We start from the raw sequence: 22,205 nt of genomic DNA, 5'->3' as shown, positions 1-22,205 counted from the left end.
GCCGCAACGAATGCCGCTCCGCACCTGTTTGACGACAGGAGCAGGGCCCATGACCCGAGGAGAACGCGCATGTACGTCCGATCCGCCGCCGCGGCCACCGCCGCCTTCCTGGGGCTCGCCCTGACCGTGTGCGGTGCGGGCTCCGCCGCGGCCGCACCCGGCCCGGACTGGCTGTCCAACCCGATCGTGTACGCCCACCGGGGGGCTTCGGCGTACGCCCCGGAGAACACCCTGGAGTCGATCGACCTCGCCATGGAGATGGGCTTCGACTGGGTGGAGAACGACGTCCAGCGCACCAAGGACGGGGAGCTCGTGGTCGTCCACGACGACACCCTGGCCCGGACGACCGACGTCGAGCAGGTGTTCCCCGACCGCAAGCCCTGGCGGGTGGGGGACTTCACCGCGGCGGAGATCGCCCGGCTGGACGCGGGCAGCTGGTTCGGCCGGGAGTTCGCGGGCGCCCGCGTACCGACCCTGCGGCAGTACATGAACCGGGTCCAGCGCAACCAGCAGCGCCTGCTCCTGGAAATCAAGAAGCCCGAGCTCTACCCGGGGATCGAACGGCAGACCCTGGACGTGCTGGGCGAGACCGGCTGGCTCGAAGAGAACCACGTGGCCCGCCGGCTGGTGGTCCAGTCCTTCAGCGCCGCCTCGGTCCGCACCGTGCACGAACTGCGCCCCGACCTGTTCACGGCCTTCCTCGGCACCCCCACCCTCGCCGACCTGCCGCGGTACGCCGAGTTCACCGACCGGATCAACCCCTGGTACACCACGATCGACGCCGACTGGGTCGCCGCCGTGCACCGGCTGACCGGCGCCCACGGCAAGGCTCTGGAGGTGGACACCTGGATCGTGGACGACGCCGCGACCGCCCTCAAGGTCCAGGACCTGGGCGTGGACGGGATCATCACCGACAAGCCCGACGTCGTACGGGAAGCGGTCGGCGGGTACTGACGGGCGGGGCCGTCACCGGACCATCCGCAGTGTCAGTGGGGGGCCGTACCGTGAAGGGGTGGACACTCCTGAGCCCCGCGGGCCGCACCTCGAATGGACCGTCGTCGACAGCGGCATCGGCCCGCTGCTCCTCGCCGCCACCCCCGAGGGCCTGGTCAAGGTCGAGTTCCATGCCGGACCGGACCGGGCCGCGCAGCTGATCGGCGCGCTGGTCTCCCGGCTCGGCGCCGACGCCCGGCGCCCGCCGCCCGGCGAGGAGGTCCTGCTGGCCGAGCCGATACGCCAGCTCAACGCCTACTTCGCCGGCACCCTGCGCCGCTTCGACCTGCCCCTGGACTGGCGGCTCAGCTCCGGCTTCAACCGGCAGGTCCTGCTGGAACTGGACCGCACCGTGCCCTACGGGGCGGTCGTGGGGTACGGCGAGCTGGCCGCCCGGGCCGGAGCCCCGGGCGCGGCCCAGGCCGTCGGCAACGCCATGGGCTCCAACCCGCTGCCGCTGGTCGTGGCCTGCCACCGGGTCGTGGAGAACGACGGGGGCATCGGCGGCTTCGGCGGCGGCGTGGAGACCAAGCGCCGCCTCCTGGCCCTGGAGGGTGTCCTCCCCGAGCCGCTGTTCTGAGGGGACCGGCCGTGCTCCCGGTGCTCCCCGTGACCCCGGAAACCCCGTTCCGCCCGCCCCGCAGGGGGTGCGAAACTGCGGCGGTGACCACACCCTGCGCCCTGCCCCCAGCCCCTCCGCATCCCTGTCGGAGGTGGACCGCGTGAGCACCGCGCCCGGCACCGCCCGGCCCGCCGCCACGGTCACCGCCGCCGACCTGCCCCGGCTGCGCCGCCGCACCTCCGCGGTACTGATCGCCGGCCAGGTGCTCGGCGGGATCGGCGTGCCCATCAGCATCGCCCTCGCCCCGGTCCTGGCCACCGAGGTCAGCGGCACCGAGTCGCTCTCCGGCTTCGCCTCGACCGCCTCCGTGATCGGCACCGCGGCCGTCTCGCTGCCGCTCGCCGCGCTGATGACCGCGCGCGGCCGCAGGCCCGGACTGGTCCTCGCCTACGTGATCGGCGCGGCCGGGGCCGCCCTCGTCGTCCTCGCCGCCTCGATCAAGAACTTCCCGCTGCTGATGCTCGGCATGGCCGCCTTCGGAGCCGCCTCCTCGGCCAACCTCCAGGCCCGCTTCGCCGCCGCCGACCTCGCCGAGCCCGACCACCGGGCCCGGGCCATCTCCGTGGTCGTCTGGGCCTCCACCATCGGCGCCGTGCTCGGCCCCAACCTCTCCGCCCCGGCCAGCCGCAGCTTCGAGGGCACCTCCATACCCCCGACGGCGGGGCCCTTCATCTGGGCCGGCGCCGTCTTCCTGCTCACCGCCGCGCTGATCGGCGTACTCCTGCGCCCGGACCCGCTGCTGACGGCCCGCGCGCTCGCCCCGGCCGAGGACCAGACCCGTGCCGGACGTTCGCTGCGCGCCGGGTTCGCCGCCGTCAAGGCCTCCCCCCGGGCCCGGCTCGCGCTGCTCACCATCGCGGTGTCCCACACCGCCATGGTCTCGATCATGGTGATGACCCCGGTCGACCTCGGACACCACGGAGCCGGGCTCCAGCTCATCGGGCTGGTCATCAGCGGGCACATCGCCGGCATGTTCGGCTTCTCGCCGGTCATGGGCTGGCTCGCGGACCGCATCGGCCGGCTGTCCGTCATCGGGCTCGCCGCCGGACTGCTCTCCGTCGCCGCACTGCTCGCCGGCACGGCCGACGGGAACCACACCCAGAGCGCCATCGGACTCTTCCTGCTCGGCCTGGGCTGGTCGGCCGGCATGGTGTCCGGCTCCGCGCTGCTGACCGACTCGGTGCCGCAGGCCGCGCGGGCCGCCGTACAGGGCCTGGGCGACCTCACCATGAACACGGCCGCCGGGGTCGGCGGCGCCGCCGCCGGACTGGTCATGTCCCAGGCGGGCTACGGCTGGCTCAACGCGGCCGCCGCCGCCCTGCTGCTGCCGATGGCGGCGCTCGCGCTGTTCACCTCGCGCCGCCGCCCGGCGAAGGCGGCCGTCAGTAGCTGATGTGGTAGGCCTTGCGGAGCGTCTCGTGGACGGTCCAGGTCGTCCTGTCGCCCTCCCGCAGGACGCAAGCCGAGCCGGGACCGACCTCCAGCGTCTCGCCGCCCTCCACCTCGATGGTCGCCCGGCCGCTCACCACCACGAACAGCTCGTTCGCCTCGGTGTCGGTCACCACGCCCGGGGTGATCTGCCAGATCCCGCGCACCTGCGAACCGTCCGGCGCCTCCCAGAGCACCTTGCCCGTCACGACGGGGTTCCCGGAGACGATCTGCGCGGGGTCCAGCTCGTCCGCCTCCAGCTCCGAGTCGGCGAGCTCCGGGACGGAGACGGCGAAGGAACCGGGGGTGGGGGCGGGGGTGGGGGCGGGGGCATCGCGGTGATCACTTGTGCTCATGCTCCGGGAGCCTAATCGGGGCACCCGCCGCGCCGCGGTGACCAAACCGTCCAGCGCGCGCCCGCCCGGCCCGTCACCTTGTCGCCCTTCCGACGAGCGGGCGGGGTCGGCCCTGCGGGGCTGGGTCCCCTACCCACCCTTCCACCGTTCCCCGGGCGCTGCCCGGACCCGGTCCTCAAACGCCGGACGGCTGGATATGGCCAGGCACAGCCAAATCCAGCCCCTCCGGCGTTTGAGGAGCGGGGGTCCGGGGCGCAGCCCCGGGGAACGGGCGAAGGGCGGGTAGGGGACCCAGCCCCGCAGGGCCAACCCAGCCGCACCCGCCCACCGGACCCCCCGCCGGGACGGCGGTGGCGGCAGCCCCGACCGGCCACCGCCGGACGGAGTCCGGCGCAGCGACGCGAAGCCCGCGCAGCGGTGCGAGCGGCGCGTTAGGAAAGGTCGCGCGGGGCGCGAGCCAGCTGGCGGGACTGGGCGACCAGGCGGTCCGCCGAGTCCCAGATCTCCGCGTCCTCCTCCAGGAAGCCCCCGGCATGGTTCCGCGTGGTGATCGACACCCGGAGCGGGCCGGGCGCCGGGCGGTGGCGGACGTGTGTGGTGAGTTCCACCGTCGGGGTCCAGCCGAGCAGGCCGAGGTCGAAGGAGGTCGGGGGGAGCGCGTCCACGGCCAGGAGGAGGGAGAGGGGGTCGGCGTCGCGGCCGTCCGCGAGCTCGAACCAGGCCCGCATCTCCCCCTTGCCGGAGGGCTGTCCGACGGCCCAGCCGGCCGTCGCCGGGTCCAGGCGCAGCCGGAGCCGGGCCACGATCGCCGAGCTGCCGGGGATCGGGGCCGGGCCGGCTTCGGGGCCGAGGCAGTCCTCGTAGGCGGGGATGGCGGGCGGGAGGGCCGCGGTGTGGACGGAGTCCGGGAGTTCCGCGAGGTCCCCGTAGGAGGCCAGGACGCGGATCCGCTCGATCTCGGCGCCGCTCTCGTCGAACTGGAGGAGGGAGGCCTGTCCGGTGGAGAGGGTGCGGCCGACCCGTACGACCTCGGTGCGGATCACGGCGGGGCCGGGGACCGACGAGGTCAGGTAGTGCGCGGAGACCGTGAAGGGGTCCGGGTGCGGCAGGGCCGAGGACAGGGCGCGGCCGACGAGGGCCAGCAGGTAGCCGCCGTTGACGGCGGTGATGATCGTCCACCCGGCGGAGAGGTCCGCGTCGTACACACCGGGCTCGCCCGCACGGGCGGTGATGGTGGTGTCGCGGTCGAACTCGCTGTCGCCGATGGAGGCCTTGGCAGCTGCGTGTGACATGGAACGACCGTACACCCGGATAATACTAAGCGGTAGCTTTGCCTACGGCTCCTCCGCCACCGACGAGCGGCGGTTCCAGGCGAGCGGCGCCCGCCAGTGGTAGCGGATGGCGAGCAGCCGCAGCACGAAGGTGGTGACGATCGCCAGGCCCGTCGTGAGGGCGTTCAGATGGTCGAAGCTGATGAAGAGCGTCACCATGGTGGCGCCGATGACGGCCGGCACGGCGTACATCTCGCGGTCGCGCAGCAGCGAGGGGACCTCGTTGACGAGGACGTCGCGCAGGACGCCTCCGCCGACGGCGGTCGCCAGGCCCAGCGCGGCGGACGCGGTGAGGCCGAGGCCGTACTCGTACGCCTTGGTCGTGCCCGTCACGCAGAACAGTCCGAGGCCGGCCGCGTCGAAGACGTTGATGGCGCGGTTGATGCGCTGGACCTCGGGGTGCAGGAAGAAGACGAACGCGGCGGCGACCAGCGGGGTGACGAAGAACCCGAGGTCACTGAAGGCGGCCGCCGGGGTGGCGCCGATGACGATGTCGCGGAACAGGCCGCCGCCGAGGGCGGTGACGAGCGCGAGGACGACGATGCCGAAGACGTCGAAGTTCTTGCGTACGGCGAGCAGGGCGCCGGCCGTGGCGAAGACGAAGATGCCCATGAGGTCCAGGGTGTGCTGGACTCCGGGCGGGAAGAGATCGTGGATCACGGCTTCATTCTGCCGGTCGCCTGCGGCGTGCTCGGACTGGTGGGGCGCGGCCCCCGGCGCCGGGTGGTCGCAGGCCCTGCCAGGTCGGGACACGGCACCCCGTGGGACTGCGGGCCGTGGCCGGGTGCGGCGCCGCCGTCAGGGGCTCCGCCCCCGAACCCCCGCGCCTCAAACGCCGGCGGGGCTGAATTTCGCCCGGCGGTGCCGCGAAGCTTTCGCCCGGCGGTGCCGCGAAGCAGCCCCAAAGCACCGAGGGCGGGTGCCGGTGGTGGCGAGTTTCGCCCCGCCGCGCCGCGAAGAGTCGGCGGCGCCGATATGTGCCCCGCGGCGCAGTGAAACTGTGCCCGGCGCCGCCGGCGGGGCTGGTGGTGCCCCGCCGGCGGGTGTCAGTCGGTCGGCGTTGCCATGGCGTCCGCCGCGCCCGGCAGGGCCGGGTCGCCCGGGGCCTGGTCGGGGGCGTTCTCCGGGTGGTGGCAGGCCACCTGGTGGCCGGTCTTCAGGGCGATGAGCGGGGGCTCCTGCGTGGTGCAGACCTGGGTCGCCTTCCAGCACCGGGTGTGGAACCGGCAGCCGGAGGGAGGCGAGATCGGCGAAGGGACGTCGCCCTTGAGGAGGATGCGGCCGCTCTTCACTCCGCGTCGGCGCGGGTCCGGGACCGGGACCGCGGACATCAGGGCCGTCGTGTACGGGTGCATGGGCGCCGTGTACAGGGACTTGTTGTCCGCGAGCTCGACGATCTTGCCGAGGTACATGACCGCGATCCGGTCCGAGACGTGCCGGATGACCGACAGGTCGTGGGCGATGATCACGTACGTGAGGCCGAGCTCTTCCTGGAGGTCGTCCAGCAGGTTGACCACCTGGGCCTGGATGGAAACGTCCAGGGCCGAGACGGGCTCGTCGGCCACGACGAGCTTCGGCTTCAGGGCCAGGGCGCGGGCGATGCCGATGCGCTGGCGCTGGCCGCCGGAGAACTCGTGCGGGTAGCGGTTGTAGTGCTCCGGGTTGAGGCCCACCAGGGAGAGGAGGCGCTGGACCTCCGCCTTGAGGCCGCCTTCCGGCTGGACTCCCTGGAGCTTGAACGGGGCGCTGACGATGGTGCCCACCGTGTGCCGCGGGTTCAGCGAGCCGTAGGGGTCCTGGAAGATCATCTGCACGTCGCGGCGCATCGGGCGCATGCCGGACACGCTCAGGTGCGTGATGTCCCGGCCCTCGAACTCGACCTTGCCGCCGGTCGGTTCGAGCAGCCGGGTGATCAGCCGGCCCATGGTCGACTTGCCGCAGCCGGACTCGCCGACGATGCCGAGGGTCTCACCGGGGTAGACCTCGAAGTCGATGCCGTCGACGGCCTTCACGGCCCCGGCCTGGCGGCGCAGCAGCCCCTTGGAGATGGGGAAGTGCTTGACCAGTCCGGTCACCCGCAGCAGCGGCTCCGGGGAGGCCACCGCCTGGGCGGGGACGGTGACCGCGGCTGCCTTGTCGTTCGCGCCTTCATTGGGCACAGTCATGTCGGTCACAGCTTCGGCGCAATCTCTTCGGTCCAGATCCGGTTCCGCTGCTCCGGGGAGAGGTGACAGGCGGCCCAGTGCCGGCCCGCGCCCTCCGCCGAGGTGTCGACCAGGGACAGCTCGGGCCGTACGGTCCGGGTGACCTCGCCCTTGGGCAGGTCGGCGTACGGGCACCGGGGGTTGAAGGCGCAGCCGCTCGGGATGTTGATCAGGCTGGGCGGCGAGCCCTTGACCGGGATGAGGCGCTCGGTCTGTTCCCGGTCGATGCGCGGCATCGAGCCGAGCAGGCCCCAGGTGTACGGGTGGCGGGGCTCGTAGAAGACCTTCTCCGCGCTGCCCCGCTCCACGCACCGGCCGCCGTACATCACGAGGAGGTCGTCGGCCATCTCGGCGACCACGCCGAGGTCGTGCGTGATCATGATGACCGCGGAGCCGAACTCCTTCTGCAGGTCCCGGATCAGGTCGAGGATCTGCGCCTGGACGGTGACGTCGAGGGCGGTGGTGGGCTCGTCCGCGATGAGCAGTTCGGGGTTGTTGACCAGCGCCATCGCGATCATCGCGCGCTGGCGCATGCCGCCGGAGAACTCGTGCGGGTAGCTGTCGACCCGCTTGTGCGGCTCGGGGATGCCCACGCGGTCGAGGAGGTCGACGGCCCGCTTGCGGGCGGCCTTCTTGTCGGCCTTGTTGTGGACCCGGTAGGCCTCGGCGATCTGCTTGCCCACGGTGAAGTAGGGGTGCATCGCCGACAGCGGGTCCTGGAAGATCATCGCGATCTCCCGGCCGCGCAGCTTGCGGACCTCTTCCTCGGGGCTGGACAGCAGTTCCTTGCCGTCGAGCCAGATCTCCCCGGAGATCCGGGCCCGCTGGCGGCCGTACTGGCCCACCCGGTGCAGGCCCATGATGCCCAGCGAGGTCACCGATTTGCCGGAGCCGGACTCGCCGACGATGCCGAGGGTCTTGCCCTTCTCCAGCGTGAAGGAGAGTCCGTCCACGGACTTGACCAGGCCGTCTTCCGTGGGGAAGTGCACCTTGAGGTCGCGTACGTCGAGGAACGCGGTGCCGGGTGCGCCGGCGGCGACGGGCTCGTTCAGTGCGCCCGTCACGGCGGGCGTCGTCGAATCGGTCATGACAGCCTCACTCGGGGGTCGATCACCGCGTACAGGAGGTCGACGACGAGGTTGGCCGCGACGACGAAGAAGGCGGAGATCAGGGTGATGCCGAGAATGACCGGCAGGTCGTGCTCGCTGATGGCGCGGACGGCGCTGTAGCCGAGGCCGTGCAGCGAGAAGGTGTACTCGGTGAGGACCGCGCCGCCCATCAGTGCGCCCAGGTCGAGGCCGAGCACGGTGAGGATCGGCGTCATGGTCGAGCGCATCGCGTGCTTGCCGATGACGACGGGTTCCGTCAGCCCCTTGGCGCGCGCGGTGCGGATGTAGTCCTCGTTGAGCACTTCGAGCATGGTCGCGCGGGTGAGCCGCGCGTACATCGCCGCGTAGAGGAAGGCCAGTGAGATCCACGGCAGGACCATGCCGTTGAACCAGGTTCCCGGATCCTCGGCGAAGGTCTTCTCCGGCCGCCCGAACCAGCCGAGCTGGTCGGAGAAGAGGGCGATGGCGAGCATGCCGGTGAAGTAGATGGGGAGGGAGACGCCGGCGAGGGCGAGGCCCATCGCCGAACGGTCCAGGACCGTACCGCGCTTGAGGGCGGAGATGACGCCTGCGGCGACACCGCCGATCACCCAGAGCACGACGGCACCGGCGGCGAGCGAGAGGGTGACGGGCAGCCAGTCGGTCAGCAGCGGCCACACCTCCTGCTCGGTCTTGAAGGAGTAGCCGAAGCAGGGCGCGGCGCATTGCGTGACGTCGTTGCCGTTGGCGTACGTACGACCCGCCACCAGCCCGACGACGAACTTGCCGAACTGGACGAGGATCGGGTCGTCGAGACCCATCTTCTGCCGGATGCCTTCGATGGCGGCGGGGTCGGACTGCTTGCCGACGAAGTACAGGGCCGGGTCCGTCCCGATCATCTTCGGGAAGAGGAAGAAGATTCCGAAGGTCACCAGGGAGATGACCAACAGCATGACGATGACGGCGAAGATCCGCCGGATGAGATATGCAAGCACTGCGCTCGGCCTGGCCGCGGCCCGGGGACGCCCTCTTCTGGAGAGCGCCCCCGAGCCGCCGCCGCGGCCATCACCTGCCCTTCGTGCCTAGCGGGTGTGGCACTGGAACTGAATCGGACGGTCGGTCTACTGGACGCCGAGCGAGGCGTAGTCGTAGCGGCCGTTGTACGCGTCGGAGGTGTAGACGTTGGTCAGACGGCTGCTGCGCCAGTTGATCGTCTTGTCGTAGACGAAGGGCAGGTAGACCGCGGCCTCGGAGACCTTCTGGTTCATCTGCTTGTAGATGTCGCCGGCCTTGTTGGCGTCGGTCTCCGCGATGGCCTCGTCGAACAGCTTGTTGATCGCCGGGTCGTTGAGCTCGGAGAAGTTGTTGTTGCCGCTCTGCAGGATGAAGCGGCCGTCGACCAGCGGCTGGGAGAAGCCCTGTCCGGTCGGGAAGTCGGCGCCCCAGCCCATGATGATGATGCCGTAGCCCTTCTCCTTGACCACCTTCGGCGAACCGATGATGCCGGAGGTCTGGGCGCCGTCGAACTGGTCGACGTCGGCCTCGATGCCGACCTGCTTCAGGGCGTTCTGCAGGGAGACGGCCGTGGCGACCTCGACCGGCTTGTTGTTGCGGACCGCGATGGTCGTCTTGAAGCCGGACTCCTTGCCACAGGCCTTCAGCGCGGCCTTGGCCTTCTCGGTGTCGGGCTTGCCGTCGTTGGTCAGGACGCCGTACGGGTCGTACTTGCCGTCGGAGCCCTTGATGCCGAGCGGGAGCATGTTGGGGGCGATGTCGCCACCCGCCTGCGGGCCGCCGCGGGCGGTCTGCAGGGACTTGTGGTCGGCCGCGTAGATGACGGCCTTGCGGCACTCGATGTTGTCGAACGGCGCGACGGTCTGCGGCATGACGGCGTACCGGATGAAGCCGGTCTGGCCGTTGTCCAGGTTGTCCTTGTGGTCCTTCAGCGCGGTGGCGCGGGCCGCCTGGCCGATGCCGGTCGCGTTGATGTCCAGGTCGAACTCGCCGTTCATCAGGCGCTTGTCCATGTCGTCCGCGTTCGCCATGAACGTGACCGAGATGGAGTCCGGGAGCGCCTTGCGGATGGTGTCCGACTCGGCCTTCCAGGCGGTGTTGCGCGAGAGCTTCATGCTCTTGTTGGGCTCGTACGAGTCGATCTTGTACGGGCCGCTGGAGAAGGGCTTGAGGCCGTACTTGGCCGCGGTGTCCTTGTCCTGCTTGACCGGGCTGGCGGCCGGCATGGCCAGCATCTGCTCGAAGTCGCCGTTGGGCGCGGGGAGCTTGAAGATGACGGTCTTGGCGTCCGGGGTCTCGATCGCCTTGAGGCCGAGCTTGTCCGGGCTGGTGTCCTTGTACGGACCGGGGTACTCGGTCTTCGGGTCGAGGACCTGCATCAGGTAGACCGGGCCGCCGGAGATGACGTCCTGGGCCCAGGTGCGCTCGATGCCGTACTTGATGTCCTGGGCGGTGATGGGCGTGCCATCCTCCCAGGTCACGTTGTCCTTGAGGGTGTACTTGTAGGTCTTGCCGCCGTCACTGATCTCCGCGTTGGCGGTGGCCAGGTCGGGGACGAGCTCGGTGCTCTTGGAACCGGGCTCCGCCTTGAAGCTGACGAGCTGGCGGGCGTAGTAGCGGGAGAAGTCCCACATGAAGCCGTAGTAACCGCGCTGCGGGTCCCACGAGTCGGCTTCCTGCGTGCCGACGAACTTCAGCTCGCCGCCCGCCTTGGTGGAGGCGTTGGAGACCTTGCCGATGGCGGCGTTGAAGCCGCCCGCGGCGGCCGGCTTCTCGTCCTTCGTCTTGCCGTCGTCGCCGCCACAGGCGGTCGCGGCCAGCATCGTCGCGAGCACGACGGCCGTGCCGGCGGCAAGCCTGCGCTTGGACATGCGATGGGTAGTCACGATGCTCGCAACCCTCCGTTGTGATTCCGGTTCGAAGCCGGGTTCCGGTGTGCCCTGCGGTTCTGACCTGCGGGTGCCCTGCGGGATGACCTGCGGGGACGGCTAACGGGAGCCCTTCGGGTCGAGGGCGTCGCGGACGCCGTCGCCGAAGAGGTTGAAGGCCAGCACGGTGATGAAGATCGCCGTGCCGGGGAAGATCATGAAGAGCGGGTCGTCCTCATAGGTCCGCACGGCCGTCGAGAGGGTCTCGCCCCAGGACGGTGTGGGCGGCTTGACGCCGACGCCCAGGAAGCTGAGCGCGGCCTCCGTCAGCACGTTGGTGGGGATCATCAGCGTCGCGTAGACGGTGATCGGCGCGACCAGGTTCGGGAGCAGCTCGCGGAAGAGGATGTACATCCGGCCCGCGCCCAGGCTCCGCGCGGCTTCGACGTACTCCCGTTCGCGCAGCGACAGGGTCTGGCCGCGGACGATGCGGCCGATGTAGGGCCAGCCGAAGAAGCCGATCACCAGGACCAGTACGGCGATCCGCAGGCCCGATCCCTCGAAGCCCCAGAGCTTGCCGGGGACGACCGAGATCAGCGCGATGATGAAGAGCAGCTGCGGGAAGGCGAGCAGCAGGTCCATGACCCGGCTGATGGCCGCGTCGACCCAGCCGCCGAAGTAGCCGGCGACGATGCCGAAGAAGGTGCCCATCGATACCGCCACGAAGGCGGACAGGAAGGCGACCAGCAGCGAGATGCGGGCGCCGTAGACGATGCGGCTGAACACGTCGCGGCCGTTGACCGGTTCGATGCCCAGCAGGAAGTCGCCGCTCATGCCGCCGTAGTCGCCGGCGGGCAGGCCCAGCAACGGGTCCAGCAGGTCTTCGTGCAGCTCCTCCGGGGGGTGGCCGAACGCGCTGACGATCAGCGGCGCGAACAGTGCGACGAGGATCAGCAGGAGCACGACGAAACCGCCGGCCAGCGCGACCTTGTCGCGCTTGAGCCGCATCCAGGCGATGCGGCCGGGCGAGCGGCCTTCGATGGCCTTGGCGGGGACGTCGGCTACGGACACGGGTGCGGGTGTCTCCGCGCTCATGTCGTGCAGTGGTGCCGTCATCGTGGTGGGGACCCCTCTCGGCCGACGGGTGGGCCGGCCCATGCCCGCCGCTGTGGCGGCGTTGGTGCGGAGTGGCGCTCGGAGTGCGAGGTACGGATGCGTTCTGCGGAACGGGTACTGCTCGGGCGGTGCGCTGCGGGCAGTGCCCTTCGGAGGACTGACCCGCTCTTGGGTGGGGAGTCTTCATCGGGCGCTCGATCAGCCGCCAGACCCGCAGGTGAATGGATGCGCAACCGTGATCTGAGGGTCGAGTTCCCGTTATCCGGACTTCGCTGCCAGCTCAGCGGAGCAAGACATCCTGTTCGGTACGGAATCGGACATGGCGCCCAACTCGGCGTACTAGCGCGCCTATTGGGCGCACATCAGGGGTGAAATCCGGACAACGCAAAGGCCGCACGGAACGACTGTTCCGTGCGGCCTCGGGTGGCTAAATACCGATGTCTCAGTAGGCGGGCGCCTGTCCCTCGCGGTCGTAGAAGGGCCTGGTCTGGGCCCGCAGCCACATCGCGACGGGATCGTGTTCGTCGGCGAGCGCGACCGTGCACACGGGCACTCCCTCGGGGACCGCGCCGACCGACTGGCGCATCATCTCCCGTACGGATTCCAGCGCGTGCGCGGAGGCGTCGTACAGGTCGAGCCCGACGGCGAGGTACGGGGACCCGAGCGCGGGCTGCACCCAGGCGCGGCGCAGCGAGCGGACGGCGGGCGTGCGGTGCGCGTGCTGCGTGAGCAGTCCGTAGAACTGCGGCAGCTCGATGGCGGGCTCGGACAGCCGCAGCGGGCCGGCCGGCATCCGGTCGAGCCCGGTGGCGATCCGGCGCAGGTCGGCCCAGGGAAGGCCGACGCCGCCGCCCTGGGCGTGCGGATTGAGCCACAGCCCCCAGCGGTCGGGGTAGAGGGCGCGGGCGATGTCCCGGCCGGTGACCACCTCGTACCCGCGGTTCCAGCCGCTGGCGGCCAGCTCCTGCGGGGAGGTCACGCAGGGCGCGTACCCGAGGCCGTCGACCTCCATGCCGCCGTACTGGGCCTCCGGGGATCCGGGCTGCCCCTGCCAGAGGAGCATCCACAGCCGTCCCTCGGCCAGGGCGTGCAGGAGAGACTCGTAGCTCTCGTAGCGCCCCGGAGTCACCTGGCGCAGCATGTGCTCGACCTGCCCGACCGCGGCCGTGCCTGACGCACTCACCCGGTACCCCTCTTCGTCTGTTCGTCCGCCCGTCGTCCACGCGTGTCGGCCACCAGCTTAAGCGTCACTACGGCAGGTAGAAGGGGCGTACGCGCTCACGTATGTAGTCGACGACCGGGTCCTCGGCGGCGTCGAGCAGGATCAACTGCACCGGCCAGGGCGGCGGTACGCGGGTCAGGGCGCGGCCCAGCGCGTCCATCGGGGCGTTTCGCATCTCGGGCTCCCATCCCACCAGGTGGACCCCGACGTAGAGCTCCGGCGAGCCGCCCTCGACGCTGGCGAGGCAGCGGTGCGCGGACGCGACGACCCCGGTGGAGCGGAACTCCTCCGCGGCGGCGGCCAGGAACTCGACCGGATCCTCCTGCCAGTCGGGCTCGTAGAGCCGGACCCGGCCGCCGGTGGCCGGGCCGTCGAGCGGGCTTCGGCCGGTGCGGCAGAGCTCCGCGACGGCCTGCGGGGGCAGCGGCACCCCGACCGATCCCTCGGGGTTGACCGCGAGACCGAGCTGCGGGGGCAGGCCCCGGGCGAAGTCCACGGCGGGGGCGACGGCGAAGTCCATGGCGGGTCCGGCGCAGGCGCGGAACTGCTCCTCGGAGCTGTAGACGGGCACGTACGCGGCGCCGTCGATCTCCATGGTGGGCAGGCTCAGGCTGTTCACCCCGCCGGGCAGCGGGATCCACAGCGGGCTGCGCCCGAGGACCTCCAGGATCCGCCCTCCGGCTTCCGCCTGTCCGAGCGCCGCCCCGAGCACCTGCTCCAGCTCGTTACCCGGCCACATGTACGTCTCCGCTCGCTTGCCTCTGCCCGTGGTGTCGACCCGAGATTAACGGGCGCCTGCGACACCCGGGCCGGGGGCCGCCGGACACCGGCCGTCGGACACCGGCAGCCTTGCCCCTGGCCGCCTGACCACCGCCGCCTGCCCGCTGCCGCCGGGACGCTGCCGCCGGGACGCCGCCCGCCGCCCGCCCCGCTAGCGGAAGCCGATCGACGTCAGCCGGGACGCCGCCGGCCGGTCCAGCAGGGTCACCGACGCGCAGCCGGCCGGCGGGCGGCCCGCCTCGGCCTCGCGCAGCAGCCGGGCCACCGCGCCGCGGTGCCGGGCGAAGGCGTACGCCGACACCCCGCGGCCCCGCGCCGCCTGCCCGGCCCGGGCCTCCTCGGGCGTGGTGTCCAGCAGGACCAGGTGCAGTGCGCGGCCGCGCCGGCGGGCCGCCGAGGCCAGCAGCGCCCGTACCCAGCTCTGCGTACCGCAGTCGTGGACGACGGCCGGGGCCCCGGAGCGGAGCACCCGCCACAGGCCCCAGTAGTGGGCGATCCGGACCGCGGGCCGGTACACCGCGTAGGGCAGGGCGGCCGGCATCCGGCGCTCCCACCGCTCGCGGGCGTCCTGGGAGTCGATCCCGCCGCCCTCCGCGGCCCGCTTGATCAGGGTGCTCTTGCCGCCGCCGGGCAGTCCGGAGACCACCACGACGTCCCCGGCGGCGAAGCTGAGCCGCCGCGGGCCCTCGGCCCCGCGCAGGTCGCGCACCGCTCCGGGCTCCCCCGCCGCTCCGGCCGACGCCGGATCCCTTGCGACGCCGCGCTGCGACGGCACCCCTGCCACCGCTCCCTCGACGGTGCCGGTGCCTGTCGCCGTCAGTGGTCCGAATCTCCGCACAGTGTTCGCCTCCCCCGCGACGGGTCGCCTGGACCCGGTCCCCCTGAGTGTAAAGAGACGGTAATCCGGGGTGTCCGGTTCCGCTCCGCTTGCGGACCCCCTCCCCCATTCGGCCGCACGTCGTGCAATGATGTGCGCCATCTGGACACCTAACTGCATACCGGCCGCTTGAATCCGCGCGGGAGAGTCCCGGCACGCCGCAAGGCGGTGCCCGGGCGCCGAAGGAGCAAGTACCTCCCTTGAATCTCTCAGGCCCCGTACCGCGTGGATGAGGCAGATCTGAAAAGCGAGCCGCGCCACCGCCCGTGAGGGCACTGGTGACGGCTCCACCCAAGGTGCAAGTCGAAGGCCTTCCCCTGGAAGCGGGGAACTCTCGGCGAACCTCTCAGGTTCCGATGACAGATGGGGAGGAACTCCTCCTCGTCATGTCATGCCCTGGGACCCGGGAGCCACACCCATGAGCACTGCCCCCCGCCTGACCGCCCTCGATGCGCTGCACCGTTCCCTCGGTGCAACCATGACCGATTTCGCGGGCTGGGACATGCCCCTGCGGTACGCCAGCGAGCGCGACGAGCACAACGCCGTCCGCACCAGGGCCGGTCTGTTCGACCTCTCCCACATGGGCGAGATCACCCTGACCGGCCCCGAGGCCGTCAAGGTCCTGGACTACGCGCTGGTCGGCAACATCTCCACGGTCGGCGTCGGCCGCGCCCGCTACACGCACATCTGCCAGGAAGACGGCGGGATCCTCGACGACCTGATCGTCTACCGCCTGGGCGAGACCGAATTCATGGTCGTCGCGAACGCCTCCAACGCCCAGGTCGTCCTGGACGCGATCACCGAGCGCGCCGCCGGCTTCGACGCCGAGGTCCGCGACGACCGCGACGCGTACGCGCTGCTCGCGGTGCAGGGTCCGGAGTCCCCCGGCATCCTCGCCTCCCTCACCGACGCCGACCTGGACGGGCTGAAGTACTACGCCGGCCTGCCCGGCACGGTCGCCGGGGTGCCCGCGCTGATCGCCCGTACCGGCTACACCGGCGAGGACGGCTTCGAGCTGTTCGTCTCGCCCGAGCACGCCGTGGAGCTGTGGCAGGCGCTGACCAAGGCGGGCGAGGGCGTCGGCCTGGTCCCGGCCGGCCTGTCCTGCCGCGACACCCTGCGCCTGGAAGCGGGCATGCCGCTGTACGGGCACGAGCTGACCACCTCCCTGACCCCGTTCGACGCGGGTCTGGGCCGGGTCGTGAAGTTCGAGAAGGAGGGCGACTTCGTCGGCCGCGCCGCCCTGGAGGCCGCCGCCGAGCGCGCCGCGACCAACCCGCCGCGCAAGCTGGTCGGTCTGATCGCCGAGGGCCGCCGCGTTCCGCGCGCCGGCTTCTCCGTGACCTTCGACGGCGGGATCGTCGGCGAGGTCACCTCGGGCGCCCCGTCCCCGACGCTGGGCAAGCCGATCGCGATGGCCTATGTCGACGCGGCGCACGCCGCGCCCGGCACCTCCGGTGTCGGCGTGGACATTCGCGGTACGCATGAGGCGTACGAGGTCGTGGCCCTGCCGTTCTACAAGCGGCAGAAGTAGCCCCGTACCGCACCGCACCGCGTCGCACCGCCGGACGGAGCGTCGCGCCGGTCCCGCAGGACCACCGTTCGTATCCACTCCCCCGCATCCAGGAGAATCAGGTCATGAGCAACCCCCAGCAGCTGCGTTTCAGCAAGGAGCACGAGTGGCTGTCGGACGCCGTCGACGGCGTCTCGACGGTCGGCATCACGGAGTTCGCGGCCAACGCGCTCGGTGACGTCGTCTACGCCCAGCTTCCCGAGGTGGGCGACACGGTGACCGCGGGCGAGACCTGCGGCGAGCTGGAGTCGACCAAGTCGGTCAGCGACCTGTACTCCCCCGTCACCGGCGAGATCGTCGAGTTCAACCAGGACGTCATCGACGACCCGGCGCTGGTGAACTCGGCTCCGTTCGAGGGCGGCTGGCTCTTCAAGGTGCGCGTCACGGAGGAGCCGGCCGACCTGCTCTCCGTCGACGAGTACGCCAAGCTCACCGCCGGCAACTGACCCAGGGAACCCTGATGTCTGTACTGAACACTCCCCTCCACGAGCTCGACCCGGACGTCGCCGCCGCCGTCGACGCCGAACTCGTGCGCCAGCAGTCCACCCTGGAAATGATCGCGTCGGAGAACTTCGCTCCGGTCGCCGTCATGGAGGCCCAGGGCTCGGTCCTGACCAACAAGTACGCCGAGGGCTACCCCGGCCGCCGTTACTACGGCGGCTGTGAGCACGTCGACGTGGTCGAGCAGATCGCGATCGACCGCATCAAGGCGCTCTTCGGCGCCGAGGCCGCGAACGTGCAGCCCCACTCGGGTGCGCAGGCCAACGCGGCCGCGATGTTCGCGCTGATCAAGCCGGGCGACACGATCATGGGCCTGAACCTGGCCCACGGCGGTCACCTGACCCACGGCATGAAGATCAACTTCTCCGGCAAGCTCTACAACGTGGTCCCGTACCACGTCGACGAGACCGGTGAGGTCGACATGGCCGAGGTCGAGCGCCTCGCCAAGGAGTCCAAGCCGCAGCTGATCGTCGCGGGCTGGTCCGCCTACCCGCGCCAGCTGGACTTCGCCGCCTTCCGCCGCATCGCGGACGAGGTCGGTGCGTACCTGATGGTCGACATGGCGCACTTCGCCGGCCTGGTCGCCGCGGGTCTGCACCCGAACCCGGTGCCGCACGCCCACGTCGTGACCACCACCACGCACAAGACCCTCGGCGGTCCGCGCGGCGGTGTCATCCTGTCGACGCAGGAGCTGGCCAAGAAGATCAACTCCGCGGTCTTCCCCGGTCAGCAGGGCGGCCCGCTGGAGCACGTGATCGCGGCCAAGGCCGTCTCCTTCCTCGTGGCGGCCTCGCCCGAGTTCAAGGAGCGCCAGGAGCGGACCCTGGAGGGCGCGAAGATCCTCGCCGCCCGCCTGGTCCAGGACGACGTCAAGGCCGTGGGCGTGGACGTCCTCACCGGCGGCACCGACGTGCACCTGGTCCTGGTCGACCTGCGCAACTCCGAGCTGGACGGCCAGCAGGCCGAGGACCGCCTCCACGAGGTCGGCATCACGGTCAACCGCAACGCCATCCCGAACGACCCGCGGCCGCCGATGGTCACCTCGGGTCTGCGGATCGGTACGCCGGCGCTGGCCACCCGCGGTTTCGACGCCGAGGCCTTCACCGAGGTCGCCGAGATCATCGCGCAGGCGCTGAAGCCCGCCTACGACGCCGAGGACCTCAAGGCGCGCGTCTCCGCGCTCGCCGCGAAGTTCCCGCTGTACCCGACGCTCTAGGCGCCGGCCTGAGAGGGCCCGGCCTTGTTTTGCACAGGGCCGGGCCTTCTTCATGACCAAAGCCCCAGGTGGAGGCGACCTAGTGCCACCGAATATTCCAATAGATGGCAAATAGGCTCCGGATAAAGGAAAGACCGCACCCCCTGGCAGGACGGACAGCACACCCCATGGACATGAGCGCAGCGAACAAGAAGGGACTCAGTCTCTTCGCCCTGATCATGATCGGGCTCGGCTCGATCTTCGGATCGGGCTGGCTCTTCGGGGCGGGCCAGGCGGCGGCCGTCGCGGGGCCCGCGGCGATCATCGCCTGGATCATCGGTGCCGTCTTCATCGGCATGATCGCCATGTCCTACGCCGAGGTGGGCGCCGCCTACCCGCTGCCCGGCTCGATGGCCCGCTTCGGCACCATCTCGCACGGCCCGGTGCTGGGCTTCATCACCGGCTGGGCGGTCTGGATCGCCATCGCCGCGCTCATCCCGATCGAGTCCATCGCCGGTACGCAGTACATGTCCTCCTGGAACTTCGGCTGGGCCAAGGGCCTCGTCGAGAACGGCGGCCTGACCACCTCCGGCATGGCCATGGCCCTGTTCCTGACCGTGGCCCTGTGGCTGGCCTGCTACTGGTCGGTCGCGCTGCTCGCCAAGGCGAACAACCTCCTCACCCTGGTCAAGTTCGCCATCCCGGTGCTCGCCGTGATCGCCCTGATCGCCTCCGGCTTCCACACGGGCAACTTCACCGACCACGGCGGCTTCGCGCCCAACGGCTGGCCCGCGGTCATGACCGCCGTCACCACCTCCGGCGTGGTCTTCGCCTTCAACGGCTTCCAGGCCGTGGTCAACCTCGGCGGCGCCGCCAAGAACCCCGGCCGCGCCATCCCGCTGGCCCTGGTCGGCGCCCTCTCCCTCGGCCTGGTCATCTACCTGGCCCTGCAGATCGCCTTCATCGGCGGCGTCCCGCCGGAGAAGCTCGCCGAGGCCGGCGGCTGGAGCGGCATCAACTTCTCCTCGCCCTTCGCCGACCTCGCCAAGATGCTGATGCTGCACTGGGTCGTCACCATGCTCCAGTTCGGTGCCTTCATCTCCCCCTCCGGGGCCAACATCGGCAACGTCGCCTCGGCCTCCTACATGGCGCAGAACCTCGCCGACACCGGCTTCTTCCCGAAGAAGATCCGCGAGGTCCACCCGAAGTACGGCACCGCCCGTCCCGCGATGTGGCTGAACCTCGGCTTCTCGGTCCTGCTGCTGGTCACCGTCGGCCACAGCTGGGAGGCCCTGGCCAGCGTGGTCTCCGCCGCGATGGTGGTCTCGTACCTGATCGGCCCGATCGCGGTCGGCGTCTTCCGCAAGACCAAGCCCGAGCTGCCGCGCCCCTTCCGGCTGCCGGCCGCCAGGATCCTCTGCCCGATCACCTTCGCCTTCGCCGCCTGCGCCCTGTACTGGTCCAAGTGGCCGGACACCGGCAAGGTGGTGCTGCTCACCCTGGTCGCCGCCCCCATCGCGGCGATCGTGCTCAAGCGCAAGGGCGAGAAGAACCTGGCCAAGCAGTTCGCCCCGGCCTGGTGGATGATCGCCTTCCTGCTGTGGCTGGGCACCCTGTCGGCGCTCGGCAGCAAGGAATTCGGCGGCCACGGCATCATCCCCGGCGGCGTGGACATCGCCCTCGTGGGCCTCTCGGCCCTGGGCTTCTACTTCTGGGCCGTACGGTCCGGGGTCAAGGCCCACTACGCGGGCCTGCCGGGCCCGGACCCGGTCCTGGACGCCCCCGCGGGCGAGACCGACGCGACCGAGGCCCCGGAGCGCGAACTGACCCACGCCTGAGCGTCCCCCTCCCGACCCGTCCGGCAGCCGAGCCGTTCACCTCACCGAGTTAAGCTCGGCTGTCGGACAAAATCCGCAGATCACCCCGATCAACCCCTCCTGCCCACGCTTCCCACCCACGAGCAGACATAGGAGTCCGCAACCGTGGCCATCTCCGTCTTCGATCTCTTCTCGATCGGCATCGGTCCCTCTTCCTCCCACACCGTCGGACCGATGCGCGCCGCGCGCATGTTCGTGACCCGGCTCAAGAAGGACGGCGTCCTCGCGCAGACAGCTTCGGTGCGCGCAGAGCTCTTCGGCTCGCTGGGCGCCACCGGCCACGGCCACGGCACCCCCAAGGCGGTGCTGCTGGGCTTGGAGGGCCACTCCCCCCGCACCGTGAACGTGGAGACCGCCGACGCCGAGGTCGAGCGCATCCGCCAGACGGGCCGCCTGCGCCTGCTGGGCACCGAAATAGGCGATGGCCACGAGATCGACTTCGACGAGCCGAACCAGCTGATCCTGCACCGCCGGCGCTCGCTCCCGTACCACGCGAACGGCATGACGCTCTTCGCGTACGACGAGACCGGCAACCCGCTGCTGGAGAAGACGTACTACTCGGTCGGCGGCGGCTTCGTCGTGGACGAGGACGCGGTCGGCGAGGACCGGATCAAGCTCGACGACACCCCGCTGAAGTACCCCTTCCGCAGCGGTGACGAGATGCTGCGCCTCGCGAACGAGACCGGCCTGTCGATCTCCTCGATGATGCTGGAGAACGAGAAGGCCTGGCGCACCGAGGAAGAGATCCGCGAGGGTCTGCTGGAGATCTGGCGCGTCATGCAGGCCTGCGTCTCGCGCGGCATGTCCCGCGAGGGCATCCTCCCCGGCGGCCTGCGGGTCAAGCGCCGGGCCGCCTCCACGGCGCGCCAGCTGCGCACCGAGGGCGACCCGATGATGCACCGCAGCGAGTGGGCGACGATCTACGCGATGGCGGTCAACGAGGAGAACGCCGCCGGCGGCCGCGTCGTCACCGCCCCGACGAACGGCGCGGCGGGCGTCCTCCCGGCGGTCCTGCACTACTACATGAACTTCGTGCCGGGCGCCGACGAGGACGGCGTGGTCCGCTTCCTCCTCGCCGCGGGCGCGATCGGCATGCTCTTCAAGGAGAATGCCTCGATCTCCGGCGCCGAGGTCGGCTGCCAGGGCGAGGTCGGCTCGGCCTGCTCGATGGCGGCCGGCGCGCTGGCCGAGGTCCTGGGCGGCACCCCGGAGCAGGTCGAGAACGCGGCCGAGATCGGCATGGAGCACAACCTCGGCCTGACCTGCGACCCGGTCGGCGGCCTGGTCCAGATCCCCTGCATCGAGCGCAACGGCATGGCGGCGGTCAAGGCCGTCACCGCGGCCAAGATGGCGATGCGCGGCGACGGCAGCCACAAGGTCTCCCTCGACAAGGTCATCAAGACCATGAAGGAGACGGGCGCCGACATGAAGGTCAAGTACAAGGAGACCGCCCGCGGCGGCCTCGCGGTCAACGTCATCGAGTGCTGACCCGAACCCGTACCGCCTGAAGAAGGCCCCGACGCTCCGCGTCGGGGCCTTCTTCGTGTCCCGTGCCGTTTCCCGCATCAGTCAGGTGGGTTACGCCAGTAACTCCGTTCGAGATTGGGTGGTATATGAGGTTTGGCGGGAGGTTGATCACGCTTGAGGGGGAACAAGGCAGTCTGGGCTGGTTTCTTGATGATCACCTGCGCCAGGGTGGGGGCACGACGTCGCGTCCACACCCCCGGCGGTCGGCCAACCGTCTTGGACCACAGCCGTTTTGCTTATCTGGAGGACTTGAAATCATGGCAAGCACCCGCAGCATCCGCGTGATGGCGGCCGCCGCATCGCTCCCCCTCGCCTTCGCGCTCTTCTCGGGCGTCGCCCAGGCCGACAACGGGGCCGGTGCGGCCGGGACCGCGTCGAACGCGGCCCTCGCCGGCGTCCTCGGAAGCGGGGTCGGCGGCAGCAACGCCGGCAACTCCTCCACCGCCCAGCAGGTCGCCTCGGGCTTCGGCGCCTCCAACCAGAACAACGGCGCCCAGGCCAACGGCTCGGGCTTCACCGCGATCGGCCAGTCCAACGCGCACGAGTCCTTCATCTACAACCCGCTTCCGTAGCACCGGCCGGGGCCCCCGCCCCGGTCATGCCCGACGCGCCGAGCCCCGTCCTCCTCCCGGA

At 70.8% G+C, this 22,205-nt stretch carries 20 protein-coding genes and 1 riboswitch; of the genes, 9 read left to right on the top strand and 11 right to left on the bottom strand.

What is annotated here, in order from left to right; translation table 11 throughout:
- The first annotated feature begins 69 nt into the window (after nt 1-69).
- The 3 genes from ACFWNV_RS29905 to ACFWNV_RS29895 all read left to right on the top strand — a co-directional run bounded on the left by ACFWNV_RS29905 (nt 70) and on the right by ACFWNV_RS29895 (nt 3,008).
- Nucleotides 70-954, top strand: coding sequence for a glycerophosphodiester phosphodiesterase (locus ACFWNV_RS29905; protein WP_383953059.1), 885 nt, complete (start codon nt 70-72; stop codon nt 952-954).
- Between the two features lie 58 nt (nt 955-1,012).
- Nucleotides 1,013-1,573: a methylated-DNA--[protein]-cysteine S-methyltransferase gene (locus ACFWNV_RS29900; RefSeq protein WP_383953057.1), complete on the top strand. Its 561-nt coding sequence runs from the start codon at nt 1,013-1,015 to the stop codon at nt 1,571-1,573.
- Between the two features lie 133 nt (nt 1,574-1,706).
- Nucleotides 1,707-3,008: an MFS transporter gene (locus ACFWNV_RS29895; protein ID WP_383953055.1), complete on the top strand. Its 1,302-nt coding sequence runs from the start codon at nt 1,707-1,709 to the stop codon at nt 3,006-3,008.
- Here the strand turns inward: ACFWNV_RS29895 and ACFWNV_RS29890 are convergent.
- The 11 genes from ACFWNV_RS29890 to ACFWNV_RS29840 all read right to left on the bottom strand — a co-directional run bounded on the left by ACFWNV_RS29890 (nt 2,998) and on the right by ACFWNV_RS29840 (nt 14,806).
- Nucleotides 2,998-3,399, bottom strand: a complete 402-nt coding sequence (locus ACFWNV_RS29890; RefSeq protein ID WP_383953053.1) for a cupin domain-containing protein — start codon at nt 3,397-3,399, stop codon at nt 2,998-3,000. The genes ACFWNV_RS29895 and ACFWNV_RS29890 overlap by 11 nt on opposite strands.
- Nucleotides 3,400-3,830: 431 nt before the next feature.
- Nucleotides 3,831-4,691 (bottom strand): thioesterase family protein, encoded by an 861-nt coding sequence (locus ACFWNV_RS29885; protein WP_383953051.1) that lies wholly within the window; start codon nt 4,689-4,691, stop codon nt 3,831-3,833.
- Nucleotides 4,692-4,733: 42 nt separating this feature from the next.
- A complete protein-coding gene (locus tag ACFWNV_RS29880) occupies nt 4,734-5,342 on the bottom strand; it encodes a trimeric intracellular cation channel family protein (protein WP_383953067.1) in 609 nt (202 codons plus the stop codon).
- Nucleotides 5,343-5,776: 434 nt separating this feature from the next.
- Nucleotides 5,777-6,895 carry an ABC transporter ATP-binding protein gene (locus tag ACFWNV_RS29875; protein WP_383953049.1) on the bottom strand — a complete coding sequence of 373 codons (1,119 nt, stop codon included), beginning with the start codon at nt 6,893-6,895 and terminating at the stop codon, nt 5,777-5,779.
- 5 nt (nt 6,896-6,900) lie between these two features.
- Complete coding sequence (locus ACFWNV_RS29870; RefSeq protein WP_383953047.1) at nt 6,901-8,022, bottom strand: ABC transporter ATP-binding protein; 1,122 nt, start codon at nt 8,020-8,022, stop codon at nt 6,901-6,903.
- Nucleotides 8,019-9,017, bottom strand: a complete 999-nt coding sequence (locus tag ACFWNV_RS29865; RefSeq protein ID WP_383953045.1) for an ABC transporter permease — start codon at nt 9,015-9,017, stop codon at nt 8,019-8,021. Before ACFWNV_RS29865 ends, ACFWNV_RS29870 begins: the two co-directional genes overlap by 4 nt.
- 126 nt (nt 9,018-9,143) lie before the next feature.
- Nucleotides 9,144-10,922, bottom strand: a complete 1,779-nt coding sequence (locus ACFWNV_RS29860) for an ABC transporter substrate-binding protein (RefSeq protein WP_383953043.1) — start codon at nt 10,920-10,922, stop codon at nt 9,144-9,146.
- Nucleotides 10,923-11,024: 102 nt separating this feature from the next.
- A complete protein-coding gene (locus ACFWNV_RS29855; RefSeq protein WP_383953041.1) occupies nt 11,025-12,020 on the bottom strand; it encodes an ABC transporter permease in 996 nt (331 codons plus the stop codon).
- 442 nt (nt 12,021-12,462) lie between these two features.
- The gene (locus tag ACFWNV_RS29850) at nt 12,463-13,203 is read right to left on the bottom strand and encodes an enhanced serine sensitivity protein SseB C-terminal domain-containing protein (protein ID WP_383953039.1); all 741 of its coding nucleotides are present in this window, start codon (nt 13,201-13,203) and stop codon (nt 12,463-12,465) included.
- Between the two features lie 67 nt (nt 13,204-13,270).
- On the bottom strand, nt 13,271-13,981 hold the full coding sequence (locus tag ACFWNV_RS29845) for an enhanced serine sensitivity protein SseB (RefSeq protein ID WP_383953037.1): 711 nt from the start codon (nt 13,979-13,981) through the stop codon (nt 13,271-13,273).
- A gap of 192 nt (nt 13,982-14,173) precedes the next feature.
- Nucleotides 14,174-14,806: an AAA family ATPase gene (locus ACFWNV_RS29840; protein ID WP_383953036.1), complete on the bottom strand. Its 633-nt coding sequence runs from the start codon at nt 14,804-14,806 to the stop codon at nt 14,174-14,176.
- 223 nt (nt 14,807-15,029) lie between these two features.
- A riboswitch (glycine riboswitch) is annotated at nt 15,030-15,133 on the top strand.
- A gap of 184 nt (nt 15,134-15,317) precedes the next feature.
- Here ACFWNV_RS29840 and gcvT point away from each other — a divergent pair.
- From gcvT to ACFWNV_RS29810, 6 genes are all read left to right on the top strand, one after another.
- The gene (gene gcvT / locus ACFWNV_RS29835; protein ID WP_383953034.1) at nt 15,318-16,433 is read left to right on the top strand and encodes a glycine cleavage system aminomethyltransferase GcvT; all 1,116 of its coding nucleotides are present in this window, start codon (nt 15,318-15,320) and stop codon (nt 16,431-16,433) included.
- A gap of 104 nt (nt 16,434-16,537) precedes the next feature.
- Nucleotides 16,538-16,918 carry a glycine cleavage system protein GcvH gene (gene gcvH / locus ACFWNV_RS29830; RefSeq protein ID WP_383953032.1) on the top strand — a complete coding sequence of 127 codons (381 nt, stop codon included), beginning with the start codon at nt 16,538-16,540 and terminating at the stop codon, nt 16,916-16,918.
- 14 nt (nt 16,919-16,932) lie between these two features.
- Nucleotides 16,933-18,189: a serine hydroxymethyltransferase gene (gene glyA / locus ACFWNV_RS29825; protein WP_250746311.1), complete on the top strand. Its 1,257-nt coding sequence runs from the start codon at nt 16,933-16,935 to the stop codon at nt 18,187-18,189.
- A gap of 167 nt (nt 18,190-18,356) precedes the next feature.
- Nucleotides 18,357-20,006, top strand: a complete 1,650-nt coding sequence (locus tag ACFWNV_RS29820; protein WP_383953029.1) for an APC family permease — start codon at nt 18,357-18,359, stop codon at nt 20,004-20,006.
- Between the two features lie 144 nt (nt 20,007-20,150).
- Nucleotides 20,151-21,533, top strand: coding sequence for an L-serine ammonia-lyase (locus tag ACFWNV_RS29815; protein ID WP_383953027.1), 1,383 nt, complete (start codon nt 20,151-20,153; stop codon nt 21,531-21,533).
- Nucleotides 21,534-21,829: 296 nt separating this feature from the next.
- Nucleotides 21,830-22,144, top strand: a complete 315-nt coding sequence (locus ACFWNV_RS29810; RefSeq protein WP_383953025.1) for a hypothetical protein — start codon at nt 21,830-21,832, stop codon at nt 22,142-22,144.
- Nucleotides 22,145-22,205: the final 61 nt, after the last annotated feature.

This window comes from Streptomyces sp. NPDC058401, assembly GCF_042722885.1.
GTDB lineage: Bacteria > Actinomycetota > Actinomycetes > Streptomycetales > Streptomycetaceae > Streptomyces.
Note: the sequence above shows the minus strand (reverse complement) of the source record. Positions and strands in the feature narration are given on the sequence as shown.